The organism is Microcoleus sp. bin38.metabat.b11b12b14.051 (assembly GCF_013299165.1).
Taxonomy (GTDB): domain Bacteria; phylum Cyanobacteriota; class Cyanobacteriia; order Cyanobacteriales; family Microcoleaceae; genus Microcoleus.
This window is the reverse complement of the sequence record NZ_JAAFKD010000002.1, coordinates 195191-211370: the sequence shown is the minus strand read 5'-3', so window position 1 is coordinate 211370 and position 16180 is coordinate 195191. Positions and strand designations below refer to the sequence as shown.

Below are 16180 nucleotides of genomic sequence, written 5' to 3'. Positions count from 1 at the left end.
TTTGCGATCGATCGACCGGATATGATATTATCTACGATCGCCCGAAAGGCTGAATCCACGATCGCCTAATTGCCCAATCCAACATCAAACCCGCGATCGCAAATAATACCACACTCTCGACACCAACCACCGCAAACGGCACCAACTCCTGCAAAACAGGCATCTTCCCCGCCTCAAAATTAAATCCAGCATCCAACTGTCCAAAAGCCCGCACCAACCCAAAAGCCAACACCACACCAGATTTAAGCTGCGGGTTAGTATCGCCCCGGATAGCGTAGCGGTAAGTCACACCGAACAAAAAACCGCCCAAAAGTGCCATCAATCCTCTCAATCCAAAATTTAGGTCAATTGCCCTTACCCGCAAACTCGCCAGAGCATCCCACCTCTGGGCTAAGATTAAAGTGTTAACCAGGGCGATCGACCCAAAAGCCAGCAAACAAGACAAACCAGCAACACTTCCTGCCTTCAAAGATTCTACCCGTTCAGCGAAACTAAAATTTGACGAGTCCTTCACAGCGTCCTCACTTCAAAAATGGCTCAAATTGACTTATCATAAGGTTTGGAGTCACTTTGTACAGTTTGTTCAATAAATAGCTATGGATATTTTGTCACTCGGTTGGGTTTCAGTGCTAGTTTTGTTCTCCTTCTCAATTTCAATGGTAATTTGGGGCCGCAACGGTTTCTAGATTCCAGAATAGATGCCGGGGCAGGCTTTTTAACTGCCCCGCATTTTTTTTTAATCCTATTTAACCAAATCAATATAACAGGAGTTACTAATATGACAGCCAAAAAAATATTAATGCTAGTCGGCGACTTTGCTGAAGACTACGAAGTAATGGTACCATTCCAAGCATTACAAATGGTAGGTCACACCGTCCATGCAGTCTGCCCAGAAAAAGCTGCCGGCCAAACAATTCGCACCGCAATTCACGACTTTGAAGGCGACCAAACCTACAGCGAAAAACCCGGTCACAACTTTACTTTAAACGCAACTTTTGACGAAATCAACGCCGCAGATTACGACGCTTTGATTATCCCCGGAGGAAGGGCCGCAGAATACATCCGCCTCAACCAAAAAGTGCTGCAAATTACCCGCTACTTTGCCAACAGCAAAAAGCCGATCGCATCTATTTGTCACGGATTGCAAGTCCTCACCGCCGCCGGCGTACTCGAAGGCAAACGCTGCACCGCATACCCAGCTTGCAGCCCCGACGTACTCCGGGCCGGCGGCAAATATACCGAAGTTCCCGTTACCGAAGCCGTAGTCGATGGCAACTTAGTCACAGCCCCCGCGTGGCCAGCCCATCCTAACTGGTTGGCTGAATTTCTCAAAGTTTTGGGAACAAAAATCGAACATTCCGAAAAAGTCGCCGTTTCTTGAAAGTTATTAGTCATTAGTCATTAGTCATTAGTCATTAGTCATTAGTCATTAGTCATTAGTCATTAGTCATTAGTCAACAGTCAACAATAAACAGTCAACAATAAACAATAAACAATAAACAATAAACAGTCAACAGTCAACTCTTCGACTTCGCTCAGCGCAAGCAGTCAACAGTCAACAGTCAACAGTCAACTGTCAACTGTTTATTGTTTATTGTGCTGTTGGCGAAAAAGTTTAAAGTGCCGAAATGTGCGATCGCCATTAAATCCGGTTCTTCTTCCAAACTTAAACTTATAGAAATTGCGATCGCACCTGCAACTTATACCAATTCTGAAACCTAGGGAAACGGCGCCGAAGCCTGCGCCGGAAACAGCAATGCCGTTTCCCTACAGATGCTCGCCCCTAACTTAGAGCGAGCATCTAATTTTGAACATGGTGGCAAATCTATCTCAAGAGGGAGTCAGACTCAACTACAAAATCCTATCTTAGTAGTTGTAGAGTTAAAATAAAAAATAATGAGCATTGAAAATAGAGTCGAAGCAACAGCTAAGAATATTGAAGGCAAAATTCAAGAAGCTGTGAGCGAAGTTACAGGCAACCAGAAAGATAAATTAGAAGGTCAAGCCAAGCAGGACGAAGCCTCAGCAATCCACATGAAAGAAGACCTCAAAGATAAAGCAAAAGAGATTGTAGATCGAGCTTAGTCACTTTGCTTCGTCACAGTATTCGCTAAAAGTTTCCTGCCTACTGAATCCAGCAAACGATATGGTTTGCTGGATTTTTTTTGATCGCCCAAACTTGTAATGCGTCATACAAAATCTGGCTTTAATACCTCTTAATTCTTCAGTCCACGGAGGTGGACTTCGTTTGTATAGTCGCGGTTTCAACCGCCGAGTCCCTAAAAATCGCTGCCAATAAAAAAGCTAGGGAATTGATTCCCTAGCTCGAAACATCGCACAATTAGTTTTTAGAGTTAGCGCGGGCGATCGCTTTTTCCAAAACCACTCGCACCCACCTAAATTAAATCAGGATAATATCTGATCTACCCAAGCCTGGTTTGCCATTCAGGTTTGCCAGTACAACGGCTTTCAGCGGCCCAGAACCGTCAGGGTCGTACAGCAAGCGACCCGTGTTATCGTTTACATTCAGTCGATTTTCATAAACAAGCAGCGCTCCAGCCGCCGCTCCAGGCTGCCCCTGATCGGCGTAAGAACCATTGTCAACCACTAAGAAGGCGCTAGAAGCAAGTTGAGATGACCCAGCGGTCAATTGACCTAATTGGAAGCTAGCTTGATTCAAGATTATCTTGTCTTGACCCACTACAAAATCACCGATTTGGTCTGGGTTGCTTCCCACCGCCACGCCATTGGGACCGATCTGGAAGCCCTCGCCGAAGTTGTCGTAGTAGAAGCTGTCATTGCCCGCGCCGCCAATCAGCGTGTCTGCACCGGGCCCGCCGCCGAGAGAGTCGTTGCCGTCTCCTCCGATCAAAAAGTCCTCGTTAAAGCCGCCTAACAGGGTGTCGTTTCCGCCACCAGCATTTAAGGTATCGTTCCCATCAACTCCTGCGACAGCAAGATTGCTGGGGCCGCCGAACAGTATGTCGTCGCCAGCACCGGTAGTGATGACATCAGTGCCGTTGCCGCCAGTGATGAAGTTGGCGCCCAAGTTATCCGTAATCACGTTTGGTGATGTTTGGCCGGTAAAGTTGACACCCGTAGCATAGGAGATGGTGTCGTTACCGCTAAGCGTGCCAATTAATCGATCGCGCACACCGCCAAACAGGATGTTGTCATCTCCTTCACCGCCATTCATGAAGTTAATGGCGCCGGGGGTGCTGTTGCCAATTAAGAAATCGCTGCCCAGACCGCCGTCGAGAGTAACCAGCAGAGTATTAGTACCCGCAAAAGAGGCATTGATCGTGTCGTTGCCATCTCCACCGGAGGCTTGAGTAAAGACGCCGCTCAAGCTGTCGTTGCCGCCGCCGCCGATCATTGTATCTGTGGAATAAGCTGCTACGATCGTGTCGTTGCCCTCGCCGCCGTCGAGCAAGTTGCGACCCGCGAAGCCAGGAAACGAACTCAAGCCACCTTGGCTGGAAATTACATTCGTCACCGTAGACGACCGGATGAAGTCGTCGCCTGCACCTCCGAAGGCGGTGTCCTGCGTAGCAAAAACCGTGATCGTGTCGTTGCCGTCGCCGCCGTCCAAGAAGTTTTTGCCGCCACCAAAGTCGCCGATGGCGCCGACGAGAGAATCGTTGCCGAGACCGCCTAGCAAGGTGGTTTTCTCAATGCCGATCGTGATGATGCTGGCAGAAAACGGGCTGCTTTGGGTACTGTTGCTAATGACTAAGGTATCGTTGCCATCATCGCCGGACAGATAGCTGTTGCTGGCGACACCATACAGTGTGTCGTTGCCTTTACCGCCGAACAGAGTATCTTTCTGATTGATACCTACAATGTAGTCGTCGCCCAAATCGCCCCGCAAGTAGTTGCTACCTGCATTGCCACCAGCGCTGGCGCCGATGCCAAGACCGAGGTTGTTGCGTCCGCCTGCGATGAAGAAGCCGATGGAGTCATTGCCCTTGCCGCCGTAGAGCGAGTCTCTTCCGAGCCCGCCACCGAGCATCGTATCGCTGCCCTCATTACCAAACTCGAGGTTCGCATCTACCGTACCTTGGAGCAAGTCATCTCCCAAACCGCCGAACAGCGTGGCGTTGCGGCTTTGAGCGACTAGAGTGTCATTGCCCGCGTCGCCAAACATCAAAACCCGCTCGCGCTGGCCTACTAATGAATCTTCGTCCGGGCCGCCTACCAAAGTATCGTTGGGGCCGACTGAAATCAAAGTATCGTTATCGCCTTGGCCAAATATTAAACTACCGCCGAGGGTGGAAGTTGTAATTAAATCTCCGCCTCCTAAGGCGAAGATGGTATCCGGGCCCAGTCCCGGAGTATTTAAACTAATTTGATCAGCATTGTCAGTTAACGTTGTCATACAGCTTCACTCCTCTACTTCTTGTTGGTCATCGCTTGTGCGACTACAGACACTGCCTAGAACACCGAATGTTTGGATGCCGCTGTAGTTTAACCGGTTTGCCAGCCGCAAGTCTAGCCTACTGGCGTTAACCCTGTCTAGACTTTCTCCCGCACCGACTTTTTGCTTGTAAGCTTTTATTTTCAATGTCTTCACCCTTTAATAATCTTTTTGCACAGTCTCAGGTGCTCACGCTCTCTTAAGACGCGGCTGATATTCTGAATGTTCCATTCTAGATTGGCGGTCGGGGATCGCGTCTTCTTGTCGGAAATTAAAGATTTAAAAAGGCCGATCGGGCGATGGGAAGACAAGAAAAATCGGGAGATTGGTTACTTGGTTACAAGGCTTTGTGGTAATTTCCGGTTTTCCAGGCAGGGCCGTTTTTATATAATTCTGGTGCACAGCCCGCACGAGGCACCGCTGGGAGGTCTAAAAGTCTACACCCCGCTTTAGTTCTACGCCCCGATCGCCATAGTGTTTGTGACAGTATACCTCTGAGTGTACGCTTGCCAAGTCAAAGTAAGCATGGGGTTTGTGGCAGCGCCCGGTGATAATTATTTCTGTATCGCGGGGCTTGCGTAGTAGCGCTTCGACGATCGGCTCTACCGGCAGCAGTTCTAAGTCTACTGTGGGATTGAGTTCGTCGAGAATAATCGTTTTATACCAGCCGCTGGCGATCGCCATTTTAGCGATTTCCCAGCCGCGTTCTGCCTCGATGCAGTCTAACTCTTGCTGTTGCCCCCGCCAAACTATAGCATCTCGACCGCACCGCTGGTGGTCTACTAGCTGCGGGTAGCTTTGTCGCAAAGCGGAGATCGCCGCATCTTCTGTATAACCAGTACCGCCTTTGAGCCATTGCACAATTAACACGCGGTGAGATTGGTCTTGGCTAATTCCCCTACCTATTGCCTGCAAAGCTTTGCCCAAGGCGCTAGTCGATTTGCCTTTGCCGGCTCCGGTGTATATTTCAATACCGGAAATATTGTGTTCTGAGGCTGCGGGGTGGTAGTGGGGCTTCATTTCTGAGTGCAAGTCGGCAATTTCCAGCAAAGCTTGGGGGGCCGCTCGGCCTGTGGCGATTACTTCTAAATATTCGGGCTTGTGTTTGAGGGTTTTGACTACTTCGTCTACTGATAGCAAACCCAAGTCCAATACGGGGTTTAGTTCGTCTAGTACCACGACGGAATAGAGTTCGCTGGCGATCGCTCCTTTGGCGATATCCCAGCCCCGCTGAGCTTCCGCGCGATCGAAGCGGGTGATTGCTTCGGCCCCAAAATATTCGGCTCTGCCGGTGCGTACTTGGTCGATCAAGTGCGGAAATGCCCGTTGCAGGGCTTCGATTGCCCCGTCTTCGTCGTAGGAGCGGCCCGGGCCTTTGAGAAAGCGCAGCAACAAGACTCGTGTGGGGGAGTCTGAATTGATACCCAGCCCGATCGAGCGCAACACTACTCCCAAAGCTGCCTGAGACTTGCCTTTACCTGCGCCGTCATAGACGTGAACCTGACCTGCGGCGCGTTCCGAGCGGGATGAGGCTGTCCGAATACCAATGCCATTCCTTACCATAATCAGCAGTTATTTGAGTCTGTCTCGGGGTGGGTATTCGATCGCGCCCCTTGAATGTTTAATATTTGCATTCTGTTGGGCGATCTCAAAAGATTATAGGATACAACCTCAACGACCTGATGTTGAGAAGGGCGATCGAAGGCGATTAGGGGCTAAAACCTGCGGCTCTTGATTATTCCCCTGTGATGTACAATTAAAATCTAACACGGGCTGATATACCTGAATGCTTATGATTGCGAGTGTTTTCCCATTTCGGACTGTTTTGGTGCAAATTTTAATGATGTTTTTGGCGATCGCGATCGAATCGTGGTTTCTCCAAAAACTACTGAAACTCGGCCCCAAAACCAGCGTTGAATATACAGCCATCCTCAATCTCGCTTGCACCTGCGTAGGTTGGTTAGTTTTTTTCGGCATCGAAAGCGTTATTTCCAAAGATTTGCGAGAACAACTGATCGGTTATATTTTATTAGGCGGAGGCCCGGATACTTACCCGGCAATAACTACGATCGCACTGACTGTATTGGCAATTACTTTTCTCGCCAAATGGCAGGGATTAGAATTTATAGAAAACATGGTAACAGGCAACAAAAAAGCCTCAGTACCTCAGTTTTTAGGGCCGCCCACCCTCAGCCGCCGCCCACCCAAAAAGACTTTTCGAGTAACTACGCAGTTTGGGGCAGTTTTGATCGCCCACACTGTTAGCAATTTCGTTATTTTAACCGTGTTGTTTTTGCAAAGCGTTAATTGAAATCTATGATGAAGCAATTTTTGGATGTGACTCAGCAACTCACAAAGCTGACGAACAACCTTTGGGAAACCAATAAAAAATTCCAAAAGGCGATAATGCCGCCTAAAGTTGTCCACTGGAAGACGCCTTTACTGCTCAGCATCTTTTTAGCTTTACTCTCGGTGGCGGCAGTCACAGACTGGGCGACGAGAACTCTGATGTTTGATATGAGCTGGTTATTTTTTATACTGTCAATGGGTTTGCTGACCAGCCAGCAACCTTTTGTGATTAACAAAGTAAGTTTGAGTCCGTGGGTGACAAGCTTCTTAATTGGCTTGTGGTTGCTGATCAGATTGCCGTCAGACAGAAAGGAAATAGCATGGATATGCGGCCCAATTATAGCAGTAATAGTTTTGGCTGTAATCAAGATTTGGAATAGCGAGTCAAAACGGGAAGGTATGAGGTCGTTGGTGCAGCCTCAGTTTTTGATGATTACCCTAATTCACGTGCTATTTTCCTGTTGGTTTGGATTTCACTTTTTAATTCAAGGTTGGGTAGAACAGTATCCGAGCGTTTTATCCCAGGATTTGAGGAAAAGCGATTATGTGGTGACGTTTCAACAGCCAACGATTAATCGTTCCCGAGGAGTTGTCATTCTCAATGCTATGGAGCGATACCTACAAAATGAAGCCCGCACCAAACCGTGGCCGCAGATTGAGCAAATGTTAATAGATATTGACAATGAGCGATTTTTTCTGAAGAATCAAGCGTTAAAAACAATTAGCATAGTCCCAGAAGATGCGAGCTGGGATGTCAAAACTTCGGTCGTCCAGGGACAGTCTCGCTATCAGTTAGAGATGCAGGCAACATGGCTGGGGCTGGTTTTTAGACCGCAAATATATTCGTTTACCAAATCTTGCGATTTGACCGATATAGGCAATCGGGCGACTGTAACCTGCGACGCCATCAAACGCTCTCAACCCGGACAGAAAAAAAATGGAACTGCGGGAGACAGTCAAGTCTGAGCCTGGGGAGCATCTCAGTTTTGCTGTTGTGGTGCAGTCGAGAGTTCGCGATTACGATATACTCGCGAGCTCTTGAAGTGCTAACACTCTCGGCAAAAATGCTTTTTGCCAAGGGGTAGCTGCTCCCTGAGCCTGTCTCCCGCAGCTAGGAGATGGGGAGAGTGAGGGAGAGCGAGAAAAATCTTGACGCTGAAATTATACCCTCAACTTACCTCGGTTAAATGCCGTACATTGTTCGTTGGCCGAACTTGCTTCTTGCTTAGACTCTTAGTATTGCGAAAGTTTCCAGCAGGTTAATAACTAGATGAATTTCCGAAGAATCTTGACAGTCGCGACTAATGTATTTTGGGAAGTAATTCGCGATCGCATTTTGTACTTAATTATTATTTTTGCTCTGTTAATGGGAGCCTCGGTGCGGTTGATACCGCAATTGGCGGCGACAACCGAAAATAAAATTATTTTAGATATCGGTTTGGCGTCTATGAGCTTGCTCGGTCTAATTGCCACAGTCTTTGTGGCTACCGGACTGGTAAACAAAGAAATTGAAAAGCGGACTGTATATCTGTTAGTTGCCAAACCGATTAGTAGGGCTGAGTTAATTGTGGGCAAGCATTTAGGCTTGTCGGCAGTGCTGGCGGTGCTGGTAGCGGCAATGACTGTTATATATCTGGCTATTCTCAGCTTGAGTCGCATTCCTTACCCTTGGACAAGCATTTTAGTCGCGTCGCTTTTTCTATGGTTTGAGTTGTGCCTGATGGCCGGTGTCGGCATTTTATTTGGAGTTTTTAGCAGTTCGCTGCTGGCAACTTTACTGACATTTGGTATTTATTTAGTGGGACACTCGACGCGGGATTTAGTCGCGTTGGGTAAGTTAGCTAAAAATCCTGGCATGGAACAATTGATGATGGGACTTTATCTGGTTTTGCCGGATTTAGCCAGGTTTAATTTGAGAAACGATGCTGTTTACGGGCAAGTTCCTTACTTGGCGGGTTTGATTACAGATGCGGCCTACGGTTTGTTGTATGTGGTGCTGCTGCTATCAATGGCGATCGCCATATTTTCGCGGCGAGAATTTTAAATGGTTCGTAGTGAGGACTTTAGTCCGCATCCATGAATAGGACTAAAGTCCTCACTACAAACCAATTTTATTATCGAATTAGCGCGCTAAAATAGAGACAAGGTTATCGATCGGCAAGCTCGACTAAAACTCAAAATTTTATTGTAAAATGAGGTGCCTTATGACTGCTGTAATTCACAAACCGATATCGCAACTAAAAATTACCTGGCCCCTACTTCCAGATGATTTTATTCTACCAGATGACCCCGTGGATAATATAGAACATCCTTTAATTGCTAGTGCTTTGCGCCAGTCTGTACCTGCTGATTCAGAACTAATGCAGGATGCACTCGCAGTTACTAATCTTGCTTTGTGCGCTGCCATTGACGATCGCACTATTTGCAAGGCCCCAGACTGTAGGAAGAGGGAAGAATGGAACGAGATAGAGATATGGTTTATTGCGTCTTTTTTCTTTAGTCTTCTTTCTCGATCATCTGTTTGTCACAAAAACTTGAAATTATGTTAATGGAAAAACTCGAACAATTAAAAGGTATTTTCGCACAGATGGAACGGGCGCTGATTGCGTACTCTGGCGGAATTGACAGCACTTTGGTGGCAAAAATTGCTTTTGACGTGTTGGGCGATCGCGCTTTGGCTGTGACTGCTGTTTCCCCGTCTCTACTGCCAGAAGATTTAGAAGATGCGCGGATTCAAGCAGCAGAAATTGGTATCGCCCATGAGGAAGTACAAACTCAGGAAATGGCAAATCCTAATTACACTTCTAACCCGGTTAATCGCTGCTATTTCTGCAAAAGCGAACTGCACGATACTTTGAAACCGCTAGCGCTCGCCAAGGGCTATCCTTATGTGGTGGATGGGGTGAATGCTGATGATTTAAAGGATTACCGCCCGGGGATTCAGGCGGCGAAGGAACGGGGCGCGCGATCGCCTTTAGCAGAAGTCGGGCTGACTAAATTTGAAGTGCGGCAGTTAGCAAGAGAATTGGGTTTGCCTTGGTGGGATAAACCAGCTCAACCTTGTTTGAGCTCGCGCTTTCCCTACGGCGAAGAAATCACCGTTGCTAAGTTGCAAAGAGTGGGGCGCGCTGAACGCTATTTGCGAGAGTTGGGACTGAAAAATCTGCGCGTGCGATCGGATGGAGATACGGCGCGAATTGAATTGCCGGCCCAGGAGATTCAAGACTTTGTATTAACTGCGGATTTGCCTGCATTGGTGGCGGTATTTCAGCAGTTTGGTTTTGTGTACGCGACTTTGGATTTGGAGGGGTTTCGCAGCGGCAAATTAAATCAGGTTTTGCAACCTGAATTGTTGGGGGCGAAAGGTTAATTAATCCTCACTGAAAAACGAGCGGGAAGCCCCGGGCTAACGACATGGGGAGGAACGCGGCTGCGGTTTCAACCGCCTTCAATATTTCTTGGATTGGTTTTGGGTCAGCATATTTTAATCTTAAATCAAGCAGAATATGCTACCATAAACCAAGGAGGAAAACAAAATGTATGGATGCCAGCAAAATGTAATTAGTCCCGACAAAGAATTGAAATCAGTCCTAGAATTATTATCTAGCGAAGCCTCAAAGTTAATGAATTGTGGGATTTACTATGCCCGACAACTATTCTTCAAAACAGGAACGATACCGAGTAAAGCCAAGCTGCATAAAGTTCTAGGAACGGACAATCAGAATATTCATTACAAAGCTTTCTATTCAGATACGGCACAGCAAATATTGACCAGCGTTGCTGAATCTTTCAAATCCTATTTAGGCTTGCTAACAGGAATCAAAGAAGGGACGGTAACTCAACACCCAAGACTTCCTGGATACAGGCAAGGCGGATTAGCACTGGTTACATTTACAGGTAGATCGGTCAAATTAAAAGATGGAATGTTGCGATTTCCTTTAGGGAAGCAAGTTAAAGCTTGGTTTGGCATAGATGCGTTCTATCTGCCCATGCCATCTAATTTAGAACATTCTTGTATTCGAGAATACAGAATTTTACCCAGAAACGGATGTTTCTATCTGGAATTGGTTTACCAAAAAGAAGCTGTCCAATCCGATGTGAACGCTGATTCTGTGTTGATGATTGATCATGGGATGGACAACTGGATAACTTGTGTCAGCAATATTGGAACTTCATTCATCGTAGACGGAAGGCATCTAAAGTCTATCAATCAAGGCTATAACAAACGAGTTGCAACCTTGATGTCTGAAAAAGACAACGGATTCTGGTCAAAAAGACTGGAACGGCTGACGGAAAGCAGAAATAGAACAATGCGGGATGCAGTTAATAAAGCTGCTCGTAAAGTTGTTAACCACTGTCTAACCAACAAAATTGGCACAGTTGTTTTTGGCTGGAACAAAAATCAGAAAGACTCGATAAATCTGGGTACAAAGACTAATCAAAAATTTGTCCAGATTCCCACGGGTAGGTTAAAAGAGAGAATTGCTCAACTGTGCAAATAGTACGGAATAAAATTCGTCGAAACCGAAGAATCCTACAGATCAAAAACTTCTTTTATAGATGGCGATGAACTGCCTAAATTCGGTGCGAAACCCGAAGGGTGGAAAGCGAATGGAACAAGAATTAAACGTGGATTATATCGGACAGCGAATGGGTGGCTAATTAATGCAGACTGCAATGCGTGTGCAAATATTGGCCGTAAAGTAGCAACAATACTTGGACTCGATCAAGCGTGGAGTTAGTAGGGGTGATTTGTCAGCACCTGTAAGACTTAAATTGTGGTATACATGAATCCCCGTCTATGAAAGGGCTGGGGACTTGTCAATGATAACTGTAAGGTGCTGATGGCGCACCTACATAATCTGCACGCGGGTGCTCAACCCGGTTTCTGACTAGATACTTCGCTACCAAACCAAGATTTATCGCAGAAACCGGGTTGATGATTTTTGGCCAAACTCGCCCCTATCTTGTTTGTATCGTCGCGACTGCAATCGCCCGGATCGAATACTGGAATTGTGGCGATCGCAATTTCGATCAATTTGCCTAAATCCTGACTGCTGGTTAAAGCAATAGCATAAACTAAAGTAGCAGCAAGAGTAGCAGCAAGTTTCATGAAAGTTAAATTTAGATTGATATCGGCAGTCTTGGCTTTGTTGTTTGCCGCTTACATCCCGTTTCGGGTGTTAGCTAGCGGGCCACCTGCGGGGGATACTGTGAGTTCCGCCCTGTGGTGGCAAGTTTCTGTGTACAATCAGGTGCAGCAAATTAAAGATCGGCAATATGAAGGTTGCGTCTGGGGCGATTCTATTTCTTCGGCTTTGGGTGATTCTTTGGGAGAAAAAAACTTTAATTTTGCGATCGGCGGGATGAGTTCTGTTTCGCTGCTAGAACAGCTTAAACAGGTAGTTCCGCAGGGGTTTAGCTGCGACAAATCGATTGTGGCGATCGGCACCAATGATGCTATGTACGGGATCGGCGACGAGGCGTTTGTCAGCAATTTGAAACAGGCGATCGCCGTGATGCGATCGATCGACACCAAACAGATTATTCTGATTCCTGCTTTTTACTCAACTCTTGCCGCCAGCTACAATCCTAAATTTGCAGGAACAATTGCCCGAGTTGACGAAATTAATGTTCTCATCAATCGAGTAGCCGCCGAAGAAAATATTCCTGTGGAAGCTCGCGGCATACAAGCATTGTATCAGGAAAAAGCACTGAATGGAGCTTTAACAATAGATGGCGTTCATTTGAATGCCAAAGGTTTAGATATATACAGAAAAGTTTTATTAAATATCCTGAATCCTCCGTTAACGACGCGCAAATTTTTCGATCGCAAATCTGCTTAAATTACGGCTGAAAAGTCCCGGCGGGGAATTTGAGCTTTCAATTGTTGGGTCTGTTTCGTTCCTTCAATGTGTAATACCAATTTTATAAAGATTTGCTAGAGATGAACTCTTAGCCCCCCCAAAGCATCGGGGGGGTTGGGGGGGTGATTGTATAACACTACTTTAGAAAAATGGTATAAGGTGCGGATCTATTAGATTTTCGCTTTTCTTTAGAGATTGTCTGTGAATCCACACCCTACAGATACTGCAAATTCCCGGTGCGGAATTTGAGATTTCCCACCGCAATCCAACTGGTTCTACAGACAGAAGCACGGCGAAATTAATGGTACCTCAGTTTTGAGGTGTGGAGGTGGCGATCGAGAATCTCCCACCCTGACGGAGCTTAAAAATACTCAACAGCTTACAAACCGAGCGCGGTTATTGTACCCCATATCAAATCAAGGAGTTGTAGTTTGCGGCTGAATTTGCTGTGGCTGCAATTGCTGCTGCTGCTGTTGTTGCTGCAATTGCTGCTGCTGGAGTTGCAATTGCTCCTGCTGTTGCTGCTGTTGCTGCTGGAGTTGCTGGCGCTGAAGTTGAAGCTGATCTTCTTGCTGCTTCCTTTGGAGTTCAAGTTGCTGGAGCTGAATTTGATACTGCTGAATTTGCTGCTGTCTTTGGAGTTCGAGTTGTTGCTGTTGAATTCTATTTTGCTGATTTTGAAGATCAATCTGCCGCTGTCTTTCATCACGTTGTATCTGTCTTTGTTCGGCTTGCAATTTAATTTGTCGGATTTGATTGCGGCGCTCGAAATCTCCTCCTAAAAATAAGTTCTGAAAAGTGTTTATAGTTGTTTGAAACCCACTAAAAGTTCCGGTAATAGCAGTAACCACATTCGTAACTCCGGTTATCGGCTGCAAGAAAGTGCTGATATTGTCTGCGACCCTAGTGTAGCCCGATCGCGCCACAAGAATCACATCGTTGTTGCGGAGAGTTGGGTTATTGTCAGGATTCAACCCTTGAGCAAAATCCACATCGATAGTGCGGCGGGTAACAGTACCGTTGGGGTTCAAACGCAGCAGTTCTACCTTGTCTTTTTTAGCCCGCAATTGATTGAAACTGCCCGCAGTCAGCAAAGCTTGGTGCAGGGATGTACTCGGTTTAACTACCAGAGCTCCGGGTCTGACCACTTCCCCCACAATATTGATGCTAATCGCATTTGGAGAGAAACTCGTACTTCCGAGTTGGGAAACTTCAGCTAAGTCTACATTAGATGCTGTCGGGATAACCACGCTATCTCCTTCTTGCAGCAAAATATCTTGAGTAGAGTCGCCTTTTTGCAGCAAATCCCAAAGATTTACGAAGATAGTTTGTTCGTTCCCGCCTTTAACTCGGCGGCGGATTTGCACGCGACGAATATCAGCTTCTGTAGTGATACCGCCCGCAATTTTGAGTGCTCTAGTGATCGTTGGTAGCCCGACAACGGCTCCTTGCTGTTGGTCAATTGAGACAAAACTCAATTCTGTTTGTTGGTTGGTCGATCGCACATCCGAAGCAAATACAGTATAAGGCCCGGGGCGGTTCACTTCCCCAACAATTACCACCCCAATTGGTTTAGTAATATCAGCGGAAAAACTAGCACTGGCTCTTTGACGGACTTCTTGAGTATTGAGAGCGCTGGCTGTGGGTACAAAAATGGTATCTCCATCTCTAATCGTCACATCTTGACGCAAATTTCCCGTGTCTAAAAAGTCCTGCAAATTAACAGTAGTAACTTGCTCTGGGCCGCCTCGGCGGGGACGGCGAATTTGAACGTTTCGCATATCTCCGGCGGATGTCACCCCTTTTGCTAGTTGCAACATTTCCATCAAAGTTGGGAATTTTACACCTCCTCCGGTGCCTTCTCTGACAGGATTAATTTTGTAGGAACCAGGGCGAGTAACTTCACCGGCAATACCTATATTTAGGGGGCGAGCGACGACCAAAGTCACGGTAACAACGGGAACATTGATGAAGGGTTCGTATCGTTTGGTAATTATATTAGCGGCTTGTTGTAGTGTCAATCCTTGAATTGAGACGCTGCGAATAATGGGCAAATTGAGCGTTCCGTCAACTAAGACTTGATATTCTTTGCTGAATTCCGGGACGCCGAAGATATCTAAAGCAATGCGATCGCCCGGGCCTATAGTATAAGCCGCTTCTTGTACCAGCGAACCAGAATTGCCGATCGGCAAACTCGAACCCGCAGGAGGCGGTGGCGGTACTCTGGGCCTGTTTGGGGTTGGATTCGGAGCGCGTGCAGGAGTTCTGACGGCCGGCAACTGAGCTGTACCGGGCAGCGAACTGCCGAGCACCAGGAGTGCTGACAAACTGAGACTTGTAGCGGTTTTAACGGTATATTTCATCTTTCTTTCCTGGTTGCAGCCTGCCAATGAACGAGACCAATTTAGCTAATTGATTTTAGTTTATTTTCCGTTCTGTCCAGTGTAGCCTCGCTGTGCTGCAAAATCCACAGGTGGAACGATAAAAATTGTGTGGCAATTTTGCACCTTGTTTGTAAAGAAACTGTAAACCTTGCTCGCGGTGCTCTGGATGATGATTTCGTTTGACCATTGTTTTTTATACACAACTCGGCATACAAATCAACCTGCAAAAGAAATGGGATACAAAAAATGAGCCTTATAGCTTTCTCAAAAATGTCAGGTAAAGGTTGAGATTTGAGATTTGAGATTTGAGATTTGAGATTTGAAGAATTGGGGGATTGAAGAATTGGGGGATTGAAGAATTGGGCGATTGATAGATCGAGCCGGTCAATACCAGATATTTTTTAGAACTGCTCTATTTGAGGTATTATATTAAATAATTATATCAGCAGGACAAAGACAAGTGTCACTAAAATTAGATAAAGTAATTCCCTGGGGGCGCTGCTTGGATGAATACATAGGAATGTTTAGCTTGACATCAAGTGACCTCAAGCGACCAATTCTAGATTGTGCCGGCGGGCCGGCGAGTTTCAATGCCGAAATGACTCGCCAAGGTAACAAGGTGATTTCTTGCGATCCAGTGTATCAGTTTACGGCGGTGGAAATTGGCGATCGCATCCAAGAAACATATCAAACTGTAATTGACGCTGTTAAAGCCAATGTAGACGGCTACCTGTGGAACAATTTTGAGTCGCCGTACCAGCTAGGCGAAGTGCGGATGAAGGCGATGCAGGAATTTTTAGCAGATTTTCCCTCTGGTTTGGAAGAAGGCCGCTACATGACTGCTGAGTTGCCAGTTTTGCCCTTTGAGGAGGGTAAATTTGATTTAGCTTTGTGCAGCCATTTCTTATTTGCTTATTCTCATTTGCTTTCGGAAGAATTTCACCTACAAGCAATTACAGAAATGTGTCGGGTGGCGAAGGAAGTGCGGGTGTTTCCGCTGTTGCAGAGTTTTAGCGGGGAGGAATCCGAGCATTTAAATCCGGTGATTGCTGAATTGAAAAATAGAAGTTTTCGTGTAGAAGTTCAAGAGGCTCCTTATGAGTTTCAGAAAGGTGGAAATAAGATGTTGCGAGTTAGGGGAAAAATGTAATTAGTTACCCGGC

General features: G+C 46.5%; 17 protein-coding genes. 12 read left to right on the top strand and 5 right to left on the bottom strand.

The window, feature by feature from the left end; genetic code table 11:
• Nucleotides 1-31 precede the first annotated feature (31 nt).
• Nucleotides 32-514: a hypothetical protein gene (locus tag QZW47_RS03450; protein ID WP_293123944.1), complete on the bottom strand. Its 483-nt coding sequence runs from the start codon at nucleotides 512-514 to the stop codon at nucleotides 32-34.
• Nucleotides 515-596: 82 nt separating this feature from the next.
• Here QZW47_RS03450 and petN point away from each other — a divergent pair, with 82 nt between their 5' ends.
• The 4 genes from petN (at nucleotide 597) to QZW47_RS03430 (ending at nucleotide 2085) form a co-directional block, all read left to right on the top strand.
• Complete coding sequence (gene petN / locus QZW47_RS03445) at nucleotides 597-686, top strand: cytochrome b6-f complex subunit PetN (protein ID WP_071883976.1); 90 nt, start codon at nucleotides 597-599, stop codon at nucleotides 684-686.
• A 92-nt stretch (nucleotides 687-778) separates the two neighbouring features.
• Nucleotides 779-1381, top strand: a complete 603-nt coding sequence (locus QZW47_RS03440; protein WP_293123913.1) for a DJ-1/PfpI family protein — start codon at nucleotides 779-781, stop codon at nucleotides 1379-1381.
• 206 nt (nucleotides 1382-1587) lie between these two features.
• Nucleotides 1588-1722, top strand: coding sequence for a hypothetical protein (locus QZW47_RS03435; protein ID WP_293123910.1), 135 nt, complete (start codon nucleotides 1588-1590; stop codon nucleotides 1720-1722).
• Nucleotides 1723-1896: 174 nt separating this feature from the next.
• The gene (locus QZW47_RS03430) at nucleotides 1897-2085 is read left to right on the top strand and encodes a CsbD family protein (protein WP_293123907.1); all 189 of its coding nucleotides are present in this window, start codon (nucleotides 1897-1899) and stop codon (nucleotides 2083-2085) included.
• Between the two features lie 316 nt (nucleotides 2086-2401).
• Here the strand turns inward: QZW47_RS03430 and QZW47_RS03425 are convergent, their stop codons facing one another.
• Both QZW47_RS03425 and QZW47_RS03420 read right to left on the bottom strand, forming a co-directional pair.
• Nucleotides 2402-4378 (bottom strand): calcium-binding protein, encoded by a 1977-nt coding sequence (locus QZW47_RS03425; protein WP_293123904.1) that lies wholly within the window; start codon nucleotides 4376-4378, stop codon nucleotides 2402-2404.
• A 468-nt stretch (nucleotides 4379-4846) separates the two neighbouring features.
• On the bottom strand, nucleotides 4847-5980 hold the full coding sequence (locus tag QZW47_RS03420) for a cob(I)yrinic acid a,c-diamide adenosyltransferase (protein ID WP_293123901.1): 1134 nt from the start codon (nucleotides 5978-5980) through the stop codon (nucleotides 4847-4849).
• 229 nt (nucleotides 5981-6209) lie between these two features.
• On the opposite strand from QZW47_RS03420, the gene fraC reads away from it, so the two are divergent.
• From fraC to QZW47_RS03390, 6 genes are all read left to right on the top strand, one after another.
• Nucleotides 6210-6728: a filament integrity protein FraC gene (gene fraC / locus QZW47_RS03415; RefSeq protein ID WP_293123898.1), complete on the top strand. Its 519-nt coding sequence runs from the start codon at nucleotides 6210-6212 to the stop codon at nucleotides 6726-6728.
• 5 nt (nucleotides 6729-6733) lie between these two features.
• Complete coding sequence (locus QZW47_RS03410; protein WP_293123895.1) at nucleotides 6734-7732, top strand: DUF5357 family protein; 999 nt, start codon at nucleotides 6734-6736, stop codon at nucleotides 7730-7732.
• Nucleotides 7733-8036: 304 nt separating this feature from the next.
• Nucleotides 8037-8810: an ABC transporter permease gene (locus tag QZW47_RS03405; protein ID WP_293123892.1), complete on the top strand. Its 774-nt coding sequence runs from the start codon at nucleotides 8037-8039 to the stop codon at nucleotides 8808-8810.
• Between the two features lie 160 nt (nucleotides 8811-8970).
• Entirely contained in the window at nucleotides 8971-9315 is a 345-nt protein-coding gene (locus QZW47_RS03400; RefSeq protein ID WP_293123889.1) for a hypothetical protein, read from the top strand.
• Nucleotides 9309-10136, top strand: a complete 828-nt coding sequence (gene larE / locus QZW47_RS03395; protein ID WP_293124402.1) for an ATP-dependent sacrificial sulfur transferase LarE — start codon at nucleotides 9309-9311, stop codon at nucleotides 10134-10136. The genes QZW47_RS03400 and larE overlap by 7 nt, the downstream gene beginning before the upstream one ends.
• Nucleotides 10137-10302: 166 nt before the next feature.
• A complete protein-coding gene (locus QZW47_RS03390; RefSeq protein WP_293123886.1) occupies nucleotides 10303-11268 on the top strand; it encodes a transposase in 966 nt (321 codons plus the stop codon).
• A 374-nt stretch (nucleotides 11269-11642) separates the two neighbouring features.
• Here QZW47_RS03390 and QZW47_RS03385 read toward each other — a convergent pair whose 3' ends face one another.
• Nucleotides 11643-11879, bottom strand: a complete 237-nt coding sequence (locus QZW47_RS03385; RefSeq protein WP_293123883.1) for a hypothetical protein — start codon at nucleotides 11877-11879, stop codon at nucleotides 11643-11645.
• On the opposite strand from QZW47_RS03385, the gene QZW47_RS03380 reads away from it, so the two are divergent.
• On the top strand, nucleotides 11878-12612 hold the full coding sequence (locus QZW47_RS03380) for an SGNH/GDSL hydrolase family protein (protein WP_293123880.1): 735 nt from the start codon (nucleotides 11878-11880) through the stop codon (nucleotides 12610-12612). The two genes, QZW47_RS03385 and QZW47_RS03380, sit on opposite strands and share 2 nt — an antisense overlap.
• 437 nt (nucleotides 12613-13049) lie before the next feature.
• On the opposite strand, the gene QZW47_RS03375 is transcribed toward QZW47_RS03380, so the two are convergent.
• Nucleotides 13050-14996 (bottom strand): polysaccharide biosynthesis/export family protein, encoded by a 1947-nt coding sequence (locus QZW47_RS03375; protein ID WP_293123877.1) that lies wholly within the window; start codon nucleotides 14994-14996, stop codon nucleotides 13050-13052.
• Nucleotides 14997-15477: 481 nt separating this feature from the next.
• On the opposite strand from QZW47_RS03375, the gene QZW47_RS03370 reads away from it, so the two are divergent.
• Nucleotides 15478-16167 carry a class I SAM-dependent methyltransferase gene (locus tag QZW47_RS03370; protein WP_293123874.1) on the top strand — a complete coding sequence of 230 codons (690 nt, stop codon included), beginning with the start codon at nucleotides 15478-15480 and terminating at the stop codon, nucleotides 16165-16167.
• The last annotated feature ends 13 nt before the right edge of the window (nucleotides 16168-16180 follow it).